General features: G+C 73.4%; 14 protein-coding genes. 11 read left to right on the forward strand and 3 right to left on the reverse strand.

The genetic code is table 11. From position 1 onward, the window contains the following. The first annotated feature begins 13 nt into the window (after positions 1–13). Both FHR36_RS16150 and FHR36_RS16155 read left to right on the forward strand, forming a co-directional pair. Positions 14–1,327 (forward strand): alpha/beta hydrolase, encoded by a 1,314-nt coding sequence (locus FHR36_RS16150; RefSeq protein WP_253797915.1) that lies wholly within the window; start codon positions 14–16, stop codon positions 1,325–1,327. After that, positions 1,324–3,849 (forward strand): DUF2156 domain-containing protein, encoded by a 2,526-nt coding sequence (locus FHR36_RS16155; RefSeq protein ID WP_253797916.1) that lies wholly within the window; start codon positions 1,324–1,326, stop codon positions 3,847–3,849. Before FHR36_RS16150 ends, FHR36_RS16155 begins: the two co-directional genes overlap by 4 nt. A gap of 70 nt (positions 3,850–3,919) precedes the next feature. Here the strand turns inward: FHR36_RS16155 and FHR36_RS16160 are convergent, their stop codons facing one another. After that, entirely contained in the window at positions 3,920–4,387 is a 468-nt protein-coding gene (locus FHR36_RS16160; protein ID WP_253797917.1) for an SsgA family sporulation/cell division regulator, read from the reverse strand. 180 nt (positions 4,388–4,567) lie between these two features. On the opposite strand from FHR36_RS16160, the gene FHR36_RS16165 reads away from it, so the two are divergent. The 5 genes from FHR36_RS16165 to FHR36_RS16185 all read left to right on the forward strand — a co-directional run bounded on the left by FHR36_RS16165 (position 4,568) and on the right by FHR36_RS16185 (position 9,012). After that, entirely contained in the window at positions 4,568–4,765 is a 198-nt protein-coding gene (locus FHR36_RS16165; RefSeq protein WP_253799319.1) for an Arc family DNA-binding protein, read from the forward strand. After that, positions 4,762–5,139 (forward strand): type II toxin-antitoxin system death-on-curing family toxin, encoded by a 378-nt coding sequence (locus FHR36_RS16170; RefSeq protein WP_253797918.1) that lies wholly within the window; start codon positions 4,762–4,764, stop codon positions 5,137–5,139. Before FHR36_RS16165 ends, FHR36_RS16170 begins: the two co-directional genes overlap by 4 nt. A 136-nt stretch (positions 5,140–5,275) precedes the next feature. Then, positions 5,276–7,102: a DEAD/DEAH box helicase gene (locus tag FHR36_RS16175; protein WP_253799320.1), complete on the forward strand. Its 1,827-nt coding sequence runs from the start codon at positions 5,276–5,278 to the stop codon at positions 7,100–7,102. Between the two features lie 398 nt (positions 7,103–7,500). Further along, positions 7,501–8,151: an IclR family transcriptional regulator gene (locus FHR36_RS16180; protein WP_253797919.1), complete on the forward strand. Its 651-nt coding sequence runs from the start codon at positions 7,501–7,503 to the stop codon at positions 8,149–8,151. Positions 8,152–8,193: 42 nt separating this feature from the next. Continuing rightward, complete coding sequence (locus FHR36_RS16185) at positions 8,194–9,012, forward strand: hypothetical protein (RefSeq protein ID WP_407660833.1); 819 nt, start codon at positions 8,194–8,196, stop codon at positions 9,010–9,012. Positions 9,013–9,049: 37 nt separating this feature from the next. Here FHR36_RS16185 and FHR36_RS16190 read toward each other — a convergent pair whose 3' ends face one another. Next, entirely contained in the window at positions 9,050–9,532 is a 483-nt protein-coding gene (locus FHR36_RS16190) for an Lrp/AsnC family transcriptional regulator (RefSeq protein ID WP_253797920.1), read from the reverse strand. 180 nt (positions 9,533–9,712) lie between these two features. On the opposite strand from FHR36_RS16190, the gene FHR36_RS16195 reads away from it, so the two are divergent. Further along, a complete protein-coding gene (locus FHR36_RS16195) occupies positions 9,713–10,159 on the forward strand; it encodes a VOC family protein (RefSeq protein ID WP_253797921.1) in 447 nt (148 codons plus the stop codon). Positions 10,160–10,186: 27 nt separating this feature from the next. On the opposite strand, the gene FHR36_RS16200 is transcribed toward FHR36_RS16195, so the two are convergent. Further along, positions 10,187–10,735, reverse strand: a complete 549-nt coding sequence (locus FHR36_RS16200) for a hypothetical protein (RefSeq protein ID WP_253797922.1) — start codon at positions 10,733–10,735, stop codon at positions 10,187–10,189. A gap of 155 nt (positions 10,736–10,890) precedes the next feature. On the opposite strand from FHR36_RS16200, the gene FHR36_RS16205 reads away from it, so the two are divergent. The 3 genes from FHR36_RS16205 to FHR36_RS16215 all read left to right on the forward strand — a co-directional run bounded on the left by FHR36_RS16205 (position 10,891) and on the right by FHR36_RS16215 (position 14,807). Then, entirely contained in the window at positions 10,891–11,595 is a 705-nt protein-coding gene (locus tag FHR36_RS16205) for a response regulator transcription factor (RefSeq protein WP_253797923.1), read from the forward strand. Between the two features lie 26 nt (positions 11,596–11,621). Continuing rightward, a complete protein-coding gene (locus FHR36_RS16210) occupies positions 11,622–13,001 on the forward strand; it encodes a sensor histidine kinase (RefSeq protein WP_253799323.1) in 1,380 nt (459 codons plus the stop codon). A 276-nt stretch (positions 13,002–13,277) separates the two neighbouring features. Then, a complete protein-coding gene (locus FHR36_RS16215; RefSeq protein ID WP_253797924.1) occupies positions 13,278–14,807 on the forward strand; it encodes a glycoside hydrolase family 18 protein in 1,530 nt (509 codons plus the stop codon). The last annotated feature ends 35 nt before the right edge of the window (positions 14,808–14,842 follow it).

A 14,842-nucleotide genomic window follows, 5' to 3' on the forward strand; every position in this document is an offset into this window, starting at 1 on the left:
CGAGGGGAGCCCGATGACCGCCAGGCCACTCGCGTCACTCAACCCGCTGGACTGGTCGCTGCTCCACGGCCCCGTCCCGTACCTGTTGCTGGTGCTCGGCTGGTGCGCCCTGATCGGCCTGCTCGTCTCCTTCACGACGCACTGGTGGACCCGGCGGCTGCCGATCGCGGTGGGGGCCACCGTGGTGCTCACCCTGCTGATCGACTGGATCGTCGACGACCTGTGGCAGCCGTTCGCCGAGGACCTGCCGAGCGACGTGGTGTTCTGGATCGCCATCGCGCTGTTCGGGGTGTGCCTGGCGGCCGTCCGGATCCCGGTGCTGCGCTGGCGCGGGCGGGTCCTCGCGGTGGTGGCCGCGGCGCTGGTGGTGGCGATGGGCGCCAACGAGGTCAACCGGCACTACGAGCAGTACCCGACGCTGCGGGCCATGTTGGCGCCGAGCACCTCCGCGCTGACCGAGGGCAAGGACTCGCAGACCGTCTCCGCGCCGGCGGGCAAGACGCTCTCCGAGGTGTGGCACCCGCCCGCGGGCCTGCCCGCCAAGGGCACGCTCTCCTCGGTGGCGATCCCCGGCACCAAGTCCGGCTTCAAGGCCCGCGACGGGTACGTCTACCTGCCGCCCGCCTACAAAGCCAGCCCGCGGCCGCTGCTGCCGGTGCTGGTACTGATGGCCGGTCAGCCCGGGCAGCCCTCGGACTGGATCAACTCCGGCGGCATGGTCGACGTGCTGGACTCCTTCGCCGCCGCCCACCAGGGCCTCGCCCAGGTGGTGGTGGTGGTCGACCCGATCGGCGGCTCGCTCGACAACACGCTCTGCATGAACTCGAACATCGCGCAGTCCCAGACCTACCTGGCCGAGGACGTGCCGAACTGGATCCACGCCAACCTGCAGACCGCCACCGACCGCCAGGCCTGGTCGATCGGCGGGCTGTCCTTCGGCGGCACCTGCGCCATCCAGCTGGCCGTGAACGCGCCCAAGGTCTACGCGTCCTTCCTCGACATCTCGGGACAGGACGAGCCGACCCTGGGCACCCACCAGGAGACCGTCCAGCAGGCCTTCGGCGGCGACGAGGCGAAGTTCGACGCGGTCGACCCGATGCACGTGATGTCCCGCACCAAGTTCCCGGACACCGCCGGACTGTTCGTGGTCGGCGCCGGCGACGGCGAGTTCGGGCCGCAGCAGAAACGGATGTACGCCGCGGCGACCGCCGCCGGCATGCACACCGAGTTCCAGACCGTCCCCGGCGGCCACGACTGGGGGGTCTTCCACCAGGGGCTGGTGATCGGCGTGCCGTGGCTGGCCAAGCAGGAAGGACTGATCCGATGAGCGACGCGGTGCGGGCCGCCGATGCCGTCCCGGTCAAGCCCAGGCCCGACCGGGGCTGGGAGCGCTGGCAGCGGGCGCTCGCCCCCCTGGTGGAGCAGCTGCGGAGCGCACCGCTCACACTCGCCCTGCTGATCGCCCTCTGGGTGGTCGGCGCCGCCACCGGCTCGCTCGGCAGCGGTCCCTCGCCCAGCCTGCTGGCGCACGTCGGCGTCGGCCTGCCCACCCTGGAGGCCGGCCGCTGGTGGACCCCGTTCAGCTCGCTGCTGTGGTCCTCCGGCATCGGCGCGTACGTGGTGCTCAGCCTGCTGCTGGTGCTGATCGGCCCGTTCGCCGAGCGGCGGCTCGGCACCCCGCTGTCGGCCGTGGTGCTGGTGGCGGGTCAGGTGCTCGGCACCCTGCTGGGCACCGCCGCGGTCCGGCTGGGCGTCGCCGCCGGATTCGGCTGGACGCTGGACATCCAGGACCAGATCGCGGTCAGCCCCGGCGCCGGCCTGCTCGCCCTCGCCGCGGTGCTCAGCTACCGGCTGACCGCGCTGTGGCGGCGCCGGGTCCGCCTGGTCGGCGTCCTGGTGCCGCTGGTGATGGCCCTCTACGTGGGCCATCTGCAGGGCGTGCAGCGGCTGGCCGGCATGCTGATCGGCCTGGCCGGCGGCGCGCTGCTGTACCGGCGGACACCGCGCCGCACCCACCGCGCCTCGTACACCGAGACCCGGGTGCTGGTCGCGCTCTGCCTGGCGGCCACCGCGCTCGGACCGCTGGTCGCCTCGCTCTACTCCTACGCGATCGGCCCGTTCAACAACCTCGACTTCATCTACTTCTCGCACGGCCCCTCCGCCCAGCAGATCGCCGACGCCTGCGCCGCGTCGGCCGACGCCTGCGCCCGGGCCCACTCGGTCGACGAGTTCTTCTCCTCGCCGGGCCGGCTGATGGCGGCGCTGGTGCCGGCCCTGCTGCTGGTCCTCGCCGAGGGCCTGCGCCGCGGGCTGCGGCTGGCCTGGTGGATCACCGTGGTCACCGAACTGGCCTGGGTCGCGGTGCTGTTGTGGCTGCTGACCCTCAACTACGGCCAGGACTCCGCCGACGGCGGCGCCTCCTACCTGCTCCAGCTGATCGTCGAGGCGCTGGTGCTGCCGGCGGCGATCGTGGTGCTGCTGGCCGTGACCAGAGGGTCCTTCCGGCAGCGGCTGCCGCGGCGCGACATCCGGCGCCTGGCCCTGGTGGTCGGCGCGGCGCTGGTGCTGACCTGCGGCGCGTACATCGTGATCGGCTGGCTGGTGCGCGACCAGTACCAGCCGCACGCCGGCCTCGGCGACCTGTTCGCCGGGCTGCCCGCGGAGCTGCTGCCGCCCGCGTACAACGACCTGCTGCCCGCCTACCCGGTCGCGGTCGGCGGGGCGGCGCGCGGCCTGGAGAACTACTGCGGCGTGGTGTTCTGGGCCATCGCCCTGGTCGCGCTGCTGCTGGCGTTCCGCCGCCCGGTGGTGCACGCGGACGCCGAGGAGGCCGCCCGGGCCCGGGCGCTGCTGGTCGCGCACGGCGGCTCCACGCTCTCCTTCATCTCCACCTGGGACGGCAACCACTACTGGTTCGACGCCGAGGGCCGCGCCGCCGTGCCGTACCGGGTGATCGCCACCGTGGCGCTCACCACCGGCGACCCGTTCGGCGAGCCGCTCGCGCGCCGCCGGGCGGTGGCCGGCTTCGCCGCGTACTGCGACGCCCGCGGCTGGACGCCCTGTTTCTACAGCTGCACCGAGGAGATCCGCGACGCCGCCGTGGAACTCGGGTGGCGCGAGCTGCAGGTCGCCGAGGACACCGTGGTCGCCCTGCCCGAGCTGGCCTTCACCGGCAAGAAGTGGCAGGACATCCGGACCTCGCTGAACAAGGCCGGAAAGGCGGGCATCACCGCCGAGTGGTGGGTGTACGAGGAGGCGCCGATCGCCATCCGCGACCAGGTCCGCTCGATCTCCGAGGAGTGGGTCTCCGACAAGGGCCTGCCCGAGATGGGCTTCACCCTGGGCGGGCTGGCCGAACTCTCCGACCCGGCGGTGCGGATGCTGGTCGCGGTGGACCAGGACCGCACGGTGCACGGGCTGACCAGCTGGATGCCGGTGTACGAGGAGGGCGTGCCGGTCGGCTGGACGCTGGACTTCATGCGGCGCCGCTCGGAGGGCTTCCGCGGAGTGATGGAGTTCCTGATCGCCTCCGCCGCGCTCGGCTTCAAGGAGGAGGGCGCCCGCTTCCTCAGCCTCTCCGGCGCGCCGCTGGCCCGCGCCGACCGGGGCGAGCCGCCCACCGCGCTGCAGCGGATGCTGGACTGGATGGGCCGGGTGCTGGAGCCGGTGTACGGCTTCCGCTCGCTGCTCGCCTTCAAGGCCAAGTTCCAGCCCGAGTACCGGCCGATGTTCATGGTCTACCCGGACCCGGCGGCGCTGGCCGCGATCACCCGGGCGATCGGCAAGGCCTACCTGCCGCACATGACGCCCGCGCAGGGCGTCCGGCTGATGCGCAAGCTCTCCGGCTGAGCCCGGGACCGGAGGTCCGAACCGGGCCGCCGGGGCCGTGGGGGTGGACCGGCGGCCGGCCCGGGCGGGGTCAGCCGAGCAGCTCGGCCAGCTCGCGGTCCGGGTCGAGGCCGCGCAGCTCCTGCCCCTCGGGGACCACCACGTAGCTGCGCCACAGGAAGCGGCTCAGCGCCGCGGACTCGAAGCGCAGCAGCGCGGTGCCCTCGGCGGAGCGCAGCTCCACCATCGTCCAGCCGCCGGCGGCCGGCCGGACGTGCACATCGCCGAGGCCGGCCGGCAGGTCGAGGCCGGCCGCCAGCAGGTGGCGGGCGAAGACCCACTCGATCTCGGTCCCGGTCGGCGCCGGGTCGGGCTCGGGTCCGGCGTTCCACGGGTCCTCGTCGCCGTCCAGCGTGTACTCGGCGGGGAAGAGCATCCGCAGGGCGAGCGGGTCGTCGGCGCGGTAGCGCAGGGTGACCCGCAGCGGGGCGGAGCGGTGGGTGGTGAGGAGCAGGCGGGCGTGGACGAGCTGGTCGATCACGGCAGGCGTACCGGACATGAATCCTCCCGAAGGTGTCCTCCCCCGGGTGAGCCGGAGGAGAACGTTGCGGCATGTGTGGGTCGTGTGACGGACGGGCCGTCAGGGACTCCCCTGATCCGAGAGTCGGGAGGGCCTCGGGTCTTACCCGTATTTCGGTACCGAAATGACCCCACCGCTGCCTACCATGCCGGTATGGCGATGAATCTGCGACTGACCGAGGAGCAGCAGGAGGCCCTGCGCCGCCGGGCCGAGGAGGAGGGCCGCTCGATGCACTCGGTGGTGCTCCGCGCGATCGACCGGTACCTGGAGGAGGAGACCGACCACGAGTCGGTGCGGCGGCTCGGCGCCAAGTACGCGCAGCGGCACGCGGATCTGCTGAGGCGGCTGGGGGAGTGAAGTACCTCACCGTCCAGGAGATCCTGGAGCTGGCGGAGTGGGCCTGCCAGGGGCAGGACCTCGGGGTGCGCGACCTTGGCCTGCTGGCCTCCGCCGCGCACCGGCCGGAGTCCCAGATGTTCGGCGTCGAGGCGTACCCGGAGCTGTTCGAGAAGGCGGCGGCGCTGCTCCACTCGCTGGCGGTCAACCACCCCTTCGTCGACGGCAACAAGCGGACCGCCTGGATGAGCACCGCGGTCTTCCTCGACCTCAACGGTGTCGACATGGCGGAGATCGACCAGGACGCCGCCTACGACCTGGTGGTGGCCGTCGCGGCGGGCGAGATCGACGACGTGGCGCTCATCGCACAACGGCTGCGCGGGCTGCGCCGCTGACCCGGTCCGGGTCGGCGGGCCGGTAGGCTGGGCGGGTTGTACGACCGCCCGCCGGACCGCGGCGACGGGCCGGGAAACCGGCTCTGACCTGCGACGAACCCCTACGGAGACCGTGAGTACCGCCGCCTCCTCCGCGATGGCCCCCCTGTTCTCGCACGTCGACAGCGCGACGCCGCACCGGCCCGCCGGCACGTCCGCCTCGACGCACCTGTCGCCCGCCTTCCCCGGCCGCGCCCCCTGGGGCACGGCCGGCAGGCTGCGCGCCTGGCAGCAGGGCGCGCTGGACAAGTACATCGAGAAGCAGCCGCGCGACTTCCTCGCGGTCGCCACCCCCGGCGCGGGAAAGACCACCTTCGCGCTGACCCTCGCCTCGTACCTGCTGCACAACCACCTGGTGCAGCAGATCACCGTCGTGGCGCCGACCGAGCACCTGAAGAAGCAGTGGGCCGAGGCGGCTGCCCGGATAGGGATCAAGCTCGACCCGGCGTACTCCTCGGGGCCGCTGTCGAAGGAGTACCACGGCATCGTGGTCACCTACGCGGGCGTGGGCGTCAACCCGATGCTGCACCGCAACCGCACCGAGGCCCGCAAGACCCTCGTGATCATGGACGAGATCCACCACGCCGGTGACTCCAAGTCCTGGGGCGAGGCCTGCTTCGAGGCCTTCGAACCGGCCACCCGGCGGCTCGCGCTGACCGGTACGCCGTTCCGCTCGGACACCAACCCGATCCCGTTCGTCAGCTACGAGGCCGACACCGACGGGCTGCGCAAGTCCGTCGCCGACTACACCTACGGCTACGGGCACGCGCTGGCCGACCACGTCGTCCGTCCGGTGATCTTCCTCTCGTACAGCGGCAACATGCGCTGGCGGACCAAGGCCGGCGACGAGCTGGAGGCCCGGCTCGGCGAGCCGATGACCAAGGACCTGATCGCCCAGGCCTGGCGCACCGCGCTCGCCCCGCAGGGCGAGTGGATCCCGGCCGTGCTGCAGGCCGCGGACCGGCGGCTCACCGAGGTCCGCAAGGCCATCCCGGACGCCGGCGGCCTGGTGATTGCCACCGACCAGAACGTGGCCCGCGCGTACGCCAAGCTGCTGCGCGAGATCAGCGGCGAGAAGGTCACCCTGGTGCTCTCCGACGAGGCCGAGGCGTCCAAGCGGATCTCCGACTTCTCCGAGGGCACCTCGCGCTGGATGGTCGCCGTCCGCATGGTGTCCGAGGGCGTCGACGTCCCGCGGCTGAGCGTCGGCGTGTACGCCACGTCGATCTCCACCCCGCTGTTCTTCGCCCAGGCCGTGGGCCGCTTCGTGCGTGCCCGCAAGCGGGGCGAGACCGCGTCGGTGTTCCTGCCGACCATCCCGATGCTGCTCGGCTTCGCCAACGAGATGGAGCTGCAGCGCGACCACGTCCTGGACCGGCCGAAGAAGGAGGGCGACGGGCTCTTCGACGAGGAGGACCGGCTGCTCGCCGAGGCCGAGAAGGCCAACGACGGGGCGGACACGGCGGGCGGCGAGGAGTTCTCCTACGAGGCGCTGGGCAGCGACGCGGTCTTCGACCGGGTGCTGTACAACGCCATGGAGTTCGGCATGCAGGCGCACCCGGGCAGCGAGGAGGAGGAGGACTACCTCGGCATCCCGGGCCTGCTGGAGCCGGACCAGGTGCAGATGCTGCTGCAGAAGCGGCAGCACCGGCAGATCCAGCGCTCCAAGGCCAAGCCGGCCGAGGAGGCGGACCTGATCGAGCTGCCCGCCGAGCAGCGGCCGGTGGTGACCCACCAGGAGCTGCGCGAGCTGCGCAAGGAGCTCAACGCGCTGGTCGCGGCCTGGCACCACCGCACCAACCAGCCGCACGGCACGATCCACAACGAGCTGCGCCGCCAGTGCGGCGGGCCGCTCACCGCCCAGGCCACCGCCAACCAGCTGAAGGCGCGGATCGGCCGGATCCGGGAGTGGGCCACCGCCTGACCGCCGGCGCTCGCCCCGCCCCGTCGCGGCGCTCGCCCGGATGCGTGCGGACACCCGGACCCCGGGTGTCCGCACTCCGGAGTTCGTTCGAACATCTGAGCGAAAGCAGGCCGGAGGAATGGGCGTTTTTGTCCGGAGTTAAATCTCGAATCCGCGTCGATCCAGATCGGATTTTGGACAACCACTTCCCCAGTACACCTCCGGTTCACTACCTTTCCCCCCACGCTCACTCGAACGCCCACCCCAACCCGAGGCGAGCCCGCAGAGCAGTGTGCTCGTCGATGGCGCCGACGCACCCGCTCCAGCGCGGACACCCCACCTGCGCGCGACAACCTCCGTCCCGGCCCCGGCAGTTCGGCCGGCGGGCCGGTGACCGCCGCGGAAAGGAATTGCGCGTCGTGACTGCTGAGACCTCTCAGACCCTGGACAGAGGTGTCCGGGTACTGAAACTGCTCGCCGACTCCGAGCGCGGGCTGACCGTCACCGAGCTGGCCGCCCGGCTCGCGGTCAACCGCACCGTCGTCTACCGGCTGCTGGCCACCCTGGAGCAGCACGGACTGGTCCGCCGGGACATCGGCGGCCGGGCCCGAGTGGGCCTGGGCGTGCTGCGCCTGGCCCACCGGGTGCACCCCCTGCTGCGCGAGGCTGCCCTGCCCGCGCTGCGCAGCCTGGCCGAGGACCTCGGCGCCACCGCCCACCTCACCCTGGTGGACGGCAACGAGGCCCTGGCCGTCGCCGTGGTCGAGCCGACCTGGACCGACTTCCACGTCGCGTACCGGACCGGCCTGCGCCACCCGCTCACCGAGAGCGCGGCCGGCCGGGCGATCCTGGAGGCCCGCAACTTCCCCGGCCAGCGACGCCCCGACACGGGCTTCGTGATCACCCGGGCGGAGGAGCAGTCCGGCGCCAGCGGCGCGGCCGCGGCCCTGCTCGGCCTGAGCGGGATCGAGGGCAGCGTCGGCGTGGTGATGCTGAACGGGCTGGTGCCCGAGCGGGTCGGCCCGCGCGTGGTCGAGGCGGCCACCGAGGTCGCCGACGCCCTGCGCTGACGCCCTGCGCCGACGCGTGTCGCGGCGGGTGGGCGTGGTTGGATGCGGGGTGTGCCTCCTGAGAAGCTGCCCGCGGCCCTGACCGCCCCGAAGACCCGCGCCCTGGCGATCTGCTCCGTGCTGGTGGGCGTGCTGCTCGCGGTCGGGATCTTCGTTCCGCTGCCGTTCACGCTCACCGAGCCGGGCGTCACCGCGGACACCCTCGGCAGCTACCAGGGCAAGCAGGTCATCACCATCAGCGGGGCGCCCGTGCGCACCACCAGCGGGCAGCTGCGGGCCACCACCATCTCGGCCACCAACCCGGACCAGAAGCTCAGCCTGTGGCGCTCGCTGCAGGCCTGGGCCGACCCGAACGAGGCCCTGCTGCCCACCGACGCGGTCTACCCGCACTCCGACCCGGTCAAGGCGCAGCAGGAGACCCAGCAGCAGATGACCGAGTCGCAGGACAGCGCGACCACGGCGGCGCTGGCCTACCTCCACCTGTCGCCGGACCAGGTCAAGGTGACCATCGACCTCGGCGACATCGGCGGCCCCAGCGCCGGGCAGATGCTGGCGCTCGGGATCATCGACAAGCTGGCCGGCGACGGCAAGGGCGGCGACCTGACCGGCGGCAAGGTGATCGCCGGCACCGGCACGGTGGACCCCGACGGCCGGGTCGGCGCGGTGGGCGGTGTCCCGCTGAAGACCCAGGGGGCGGCGCGGGACGGGGCGACCGTCTTCCTGCTGCCGCTCGGCGAGTGCTCCGAGGCCAAGGTGAACACCCCGGCCGGCCTGCGCCTGGTGCCGGTGGAGACCCTCAGCGACGCGGTGGCCGCGCTGACCGCGCTGAGCACCGGCAGCGGCGAGGTGCCGCACTGCTGAGACCGGACCGCGCCCGGCTGTTCGGCGTTGCTCGGCGCTACTCGCCGGAGGCCTGCTCGACCAGCGGCAGGACCCGGTAGGGCACCGGGTTCTCCAGGGCGATCGCGGTGGACGCCCGGACGATGCCGTCGAAGCCCACCACCCGGTCGATCACCCGCTGCAGGTCGGCGTTGGACCGGGCCACGATCCGCACCAGCATGTCGCCGTGGCCGGTGATGGTGTGCAGCTCCAGCACCTCCGGCACCGCCGCCAGGTGCGCCCGGACGTCCATGCCCTGGCCCTGCGAGATCTCCAGCGTGGCGAAGGCGGTCACCGGGTAGCCGAGCGCGGCCGGATCCACCTGGGGGGCGAAACCGCCGATCACCCCGCGCGCCTGCAGCCGGTCGAGCCGGGCCTGCACGGTGCCCCGGGCGACCTGCAGCCGCCGCGAGCACTCCAGTACGCCGATTCTCGGCTCCTCGCTGAGAAGTCTGATCAACTTGCCGTCGAGCGCGTCGATGGCGTCGGTGGGGGAGTGCACGGCGGCTCCGTCCGGTGGGCAATCTGTCCAGCTGCACCCGCCATTTTCCGGCCCCGCGGCACAGCTTGCCCAGGAGGAAACGGAACAGTTGCGCATCGATCCGACGGCCGTCACGCTCCTGCACACCCCGCGGTGCGGGCCCCCACACCGGGCCGCGGGGCCACCCTGGGGAGGGACCGCGTGACCGACATCTTCACCGCGCCGCTCGGCGCCCCCGACCTCGACCGCGACCTGTTCGAGCCCTTCGCCGGGCCCGACGCCATGATCCTCGCCGTACCCGATCCGGCCGCCTGCGCCCGGTACTACCGCGGCGCACTGGCCCTGCGCTGTACCGCCCACCACCCCGGGCTCGGCGCGTACCTGATGGAGGGCGGCGGCCTGCGCTGCCTGCTCACCCCCGGCACCGGCGGCCTGGTCGACCTCTCGCTGCGGGTCGACGACGGCTACGCCGCGTACGACTACGCGGTCGACCGCGGGGCACGCTCCATCACCGAGCCGTACGAGCTCGGCGACCGCTACGGCACCGTGGTGCTCGCCACGGTGGGGGTGGGGTCGACCCGGCACACCCTGGTCGACCGGTCCTGCTACAGCGGGCCCTATCTGCCCGGCTACCGCAGCGTGCCGTGATCGGCGCAGTCGGTATGACCGCCCGGGTCAGCCGGGGACGGTCTGGACGTCCGGCGGGTGCCCGTTCCAGGTGACGAAGACCGAACTGGTCCGGCCGCCCTGCGAGAAGTCGATCCGCATCCACTGGTCGCCGTGCCAGATCTGCATCTGCCAGCCCGAGTCGGGCGTCGCGGTGACCAGCTCCGCGTGGTCCGGGCGCAGGTCCAGGGCGACCCGGCCGCCCGGCAGCGCGTAGCTGTGCAGCGAGGTGGTCGGCGACGGCTTGGTGGCACCCGCGGGCGGGGGCTGCGCGGTGGTGGCGGAGGCCCGGCCCGGCGAGGGGCCGGCCGGCGTGGCCGCCTGCGTGGCGGCGGTCGCCGACGCCGGGGCGGCCGGGGACTCGCCGCCGACCGTTCCGGTCGCCGTGCCCGGCTCGCGGTCGTCGGCGGCGGTGGCGGTCGGCGAGGGCAGCGGCACCGCCACCGGCTGCTCGAACACCGTGTCGGCCAGCACCGCGTGCACGCCCAGCCAGGACAGCGCCACCGCCGCCCCGGTGGCCGCAGCCCACGCGCCCAGTTGCACCAATTGGCTCCGCATCGCGGGCCATCCTGCCGCATCCCGGCCCCGGGCAGGTCAGCGCCCCTGGTGATCGGAAGAAACGTTGCGAAAAAAGGTCCGAACCGGGCCGTATCTCCACCCGGTGCCCCCCGAGGTACAGACCATTCGGGCGGGATGCCGTACCGTGCAGCCCCATGGCAACTGTGCTCGTGGTCGAGGACGACCCCTTCGTACGATCCGCCCTCATCCGCCACCTGTCCGAGTCCGGCCATGCGGTGCGCAGCGTCGGTACGGCCCTGGAGGCGTTGCGCGAAGTCGCCCAGGTCGGCTGCGACCTGGTCATCCTCGACCTCGGCCTGCCCGACCTGGACGGCAGCGAGGCGCTGAAGATGATCCGCGGCCTCACCAACGTCCCGGTGATCATCTCCACCGCGCGGGACGACGAGGCCGAGATCGTCCGGCTGCTCAACGACGGCGCCGACGACTACCTGGTGAAACCGTTCTCCGGTGAGCATCTGACGGCCCGGATGACGGCCGTGCTGCGCCGGCTCGGCGGCGGCGCGGTGAGCGCTCCGCAGGTGCTCAGGGTCGGCGGGCTGGCGATCGACCCGCAGCGCCGCGAGGCGGTGCTCGACGGCCGGGCCCTCGACCTGACCCGCCGTGAGTTCGACCTGCTGGCCTTCCTCGCCGCCCGGCCCGGCGTGGTGGTGCCGCGCAAGGAGATCCTCGCCGAGGTCTGGCGGCAGACGTACGGCGGCGACCAGACCATCGACGTCCACCTGTCGTGGCTGCGCCGCAAGCTCGGCGAGACCGCCTCCAACCCGCGCTACCTGCACACCGTGCGCGGGGTGGGGGTGCGGCTGGAGGCGCCCGCCGGTCCGGTCGGGTGCACCACGTGAGCCGGCCGCGGGGGGCCGGCCGCTCGCTGCGCTGGGCGCTGGTCAAGGCCGCCATCGCCGGCACCGTGATGGTCGCGCTGGCCTTCCTGATCCCGCTCGGGCTGATGGTCCAGCAGACCGCCCGCGACCGGGCCTTCACCGCCGCCGAACGACAGGCCGCCGCGATCGGACCGGCCCTGGCGATCACCACCGAGCAGGACGCCATCGCCCGGGCCCTCGCCTCCACCGACGCCGGCGCCCAGGGACGGATCGCCGTCCACCTGCCGAGCGGCGCCGCGGTCGGCGACCCCCGGGTCACCGCCGCCGACCTCTCCGCCGCCGTCGAGCACGGCCGGGCCGGCACCGTCGGCGCCCCCGGCGGCTACGCCCTGCTCCAGCCCGTCGCGGTCGACGACGGCAGGGTCGCCGTGGTCGAGGTGTACGTCGCCGAACGCGACCTCAGCCACGGGGTCGGCACCGCCTGGCTGGTGCTCTCCGGCGTCGCCCTCGCGCTGGTCGCCATCTCGGTGACGGTCGCCGACCGGATGGGCGCCCGGATCGTCGGCTCCGCCCGCCGCCTCGCCGCCGCCGCCCGGTCACTCGGCTCCGGCAACCTGGCCGTCCGGGTCCCGGTCGAAGGCCGGAGCGCCGCCGGCGCCCCCGCCGAACTGCTGGAGGCCGGCCACGCCTTCAACGCCATGGCCGACCGGGTGGTCCGCCTGCTCGCCGCCGAACGCGAACTCGCCGCCGACCTCTCCCACCGGCTGCGCACCCCGCTCACCGTGCTGCGGCTCAATGCCGCCTCGCTCGGCGACGGCGACGCGGCCGACGCCACCCGGCACGCCGTCGCCCAACTCGAGCGCGAGGTCGACCAGATCATCCGCACCGCCCGCCACGACCGGGACGACACCCCGCCGGTGGTGATCGGCTGCGACGCGGTCGAGGTGATCCGCGAACGGGTCGGCTTCTGGTCCGCGCTCGCCGAGGACGAGGGCCGCGCCTGGCAGCTGGCCGGCGCCGACGGCCCCGCCCCCGTACCCGTCCAGCGCGGCGACCTGGCCGCCGCCGTGGACGCGCTGCTCGGCAACGTCTTCCGGCACACCACGCTCGGCACCGCCTTCTCGGTCGACCTGCTCACCACCGAGAGCTCGGTGATCGTCCTGGTCGGCGACGCGGGCCCGGGCTTCACCGACCCCGACGCCGCGATCGAACGCGGCGCAGGCCACGGCGGCGAGGGCTCCACCGGCCTCGGGCTGGACATCGTCCGCAAGCTCGCCGAGGCCACCGGCGGCGACATGGCGCTCGGCCGCTCCGCCGTGCTCGGCGGCGCCGAGATCCGCCTGCGCCTGCGCACCCGCCCCGACGACGGTGGGCCGCCCCGGCAGTCCCGGCGGCGGCTCTCCCGCGGACGGGCCGCGAACGGCTGACGCGGGCCGCGGGCGGCTGACGGCACGTCGAGGGCAGCTGACGGCGCTTCGCGGGCGGCTGACGGTGCGTCGCGATTCGGGCCGGGTGGCGGGCCTCGCGGGTGAACGATCCGTGGAGAGCCGGGGGAGGCGGAGTCCCCTTCCTTAAGTCGTCCCTAAAGGCGGTCTACGCCTGGCTCAGCAGCCGATTTCCGGCCCCCGGCGGCCGCTAGCGTCGGCGTCGCCCGGGCACCCCGCCCCGGGAAGACGCTCGCTTTCCGCGGAGGTACGCCGAGCATGACCAGCCAGCCCACCCGACGTGCAGGACACCGCCGCAGCCGCAAGGGTGTGGTGATCGGCGCCTCCGCCGTCGCCGCCGCGGTCGTCGCGGGCGGTGTCGTCGCCCTCGCGACCTCCGCCAGCGCCGCCTCCCTCGGCGCCGTCTACAGCCGCACCAGCAACTGGGAGAGCGGCTACACCGGCCAGTACCTGGTGTCCAACTCCACGTCCTCCGCCATCGACGACTGGACGCTCAGCTTCGACCTCCCCGCAGGCGCCCAGATCTCCTCGCTCTGGAACGCCGGGTTCACCGCCTCCGGGCAGCACGTCACGGTCAAGCCGCAGGCCTGGAACAAGCGGATCGAGGCCGGCAAGTCGGTCGACATCGGCTTCGTCGTCCAGGGCGCGGGCGGTGCCCAGGCCGAGCCCGGCAACTGCCTGATCAACAACGTCTCCTGCGCCGCCGGTACCGGCCCCACCCCCGTCCCCTCGGGCCGGCCGACCACCCCGGCGCCCAGCCCCAGCGCCACCACCGCCTCGCCGAAGCCCAGCCCGACCAGCGCCTCGCCGACCGCGACGAAGACCACCCCGGCCCCGACCCCCACCGCCACCACGCCCGTCCCGACCGGCAGCGGCCGCTTCACCCCGTACGTCGACACCTCGCTCTACCCGGCGTTCGACCTGGTCGGCACCGCCAAGGCGAGCGGCGTGAAGACCTACAACCTCGCCTTCCTGGTCTCCGGCGGCGGCTGCACCCCCAAGTGGGGCGGGGTCACCGACCTCACCGCCGACGGCGTGGCCTCCCAGATCGGCGCCCTGCGCGCCCTCGGCGGCGACGTCCGGGCCTCCTTCGGCGGCGCCAACGGCAGCGAACTGGCCCTCACCTGCACCTCGGCCGGCGACCTGGCCGCCGCCTACCAGAAGGCCGTCGACGCGTTCGGGCTGACCAAGCTCGACTTCGACATCGAGGGCGGCGCGATCGCCGACACCGGCGCCAACACCCGCCGCGCCCAGGCCATCGCCCAGCTGCAGAAGAACGCCGCCGCCAAGGGCAGGAGCCTGGACGTCTCCTTCACCCTGCCCGCCCTGCCCACCGGCCTGACCCAGGACGGCGTCAACCTGGTCTCCGGCGCCAAGAACGCCGGTGTCGAGATCGGCGCGGTCAACATCATGGCCATGGACTTCGGCGACGGCGTCGCCCCGAACCCGCAGGGCCGGATGGGCAAGTACGCGATCGACGCGGCCACCGCCACCCAGGCCCAGATCAAGAGCGTGCTCGGCCTCTCCGACGCCGCCGCCTGGGCCAAGACCGCGGTCACCCCGATGATCGGCGTCAACGACGTCTCCACCGAGGTCTTCACCGTCGCCGACGCCACCCAGCTCGCCGAATTCGCCAAGACCAAGCACCTCGCCTGGCTCGCCATGTGGTCCGGCACCCGCGACAAGGCCTGCCCCGGCGGCCCCAAGCAGTTCGCGGACGCCACCTGCAGCAGCATCGACCAGCAGCCGCTGGCCTTCACCAAGGCCTTCGGCGCGTACACCGGCTGACCTCGTCAGCAGGACCGGCCCCCGGGGATCGCCGA

The organism is Kitasatospora cinereorecta (genome assembly GCF_024172095.1).
In the GTDB taxonomy this organism is placed as follows: Bacteria; Actinomycetota; Actinomycetes; order Streptomycetales; family Streptomycetaceae; genus Kitasatospora; species Kitasatospora cinereorecta.

Bases quoted from the DNA above. Each gene is read 5' to 3' on its own strand.
- FHR36_RS16150 (WP_253797915.1), top strand. From the start codon at position 14: ATGACCGCCAGGCCACTCGCGTCACTCAACCCGCTGGACTGGTCGCTG.
- FHR36_RS16155 (WP_253797916.1), top strand. From the start codon at position 1,324: ATGAGCGACGCGGTGCGGGCCGCCGATGCCGTCCCGGTCAAGCCCAGG.
- FHR36_RS16160 (WP_253797917.1), bottom strand. From the start codon at position 4,387: ATGTCCGGTACGCCTGCCGTGATCGACCAGCTCGTCCACGCCCGCCTG.
- FHR36_RS16165 (WP_253799319.1), top strand. From the start codon at position 4,568: ATGAATCTGCGACTGACCGAGGAGCAGCAGGAGGCCCTGCGCCGCCGG.
- FHR36_RS16175 (WP_253799320.1), top strand. From the start codon at position 5,276: ATGGCCCCCCTGTTCTCGCACGTCGACAGCGCGACGCCGCACCGGCCC.
- FHR36_RS16185 (WP_407660833.1), top strand. From the start codon at position 8,194: ATGCGGGGTGTGCCTCCTGAGAAGCTGCCCGCGGCCCTGACCGCCCCG.
- FHR36_RS16200 (WP_253797922.1), bottom strand. From the start codon at position 10,735: ATGCGGAGCCAATTGGTGCAACTGGGCGCGTGGGCTGCGGCCACCGGG.
- FHR36_RS16205 (WP_253797923.1), top strand. From the start codon at position 10,891: ATGGCAACTGTGCTCGTGGTCGAGGACGACCCCTTCGTACGATCCGCC.
- FHR36_RS16215 (WP_253797924.1), top strand. From the start codon at position 13,278: ATGACCAGCCAGCCCACCCGACGTGCAGGACACCGCCGCAGCCGCAAG.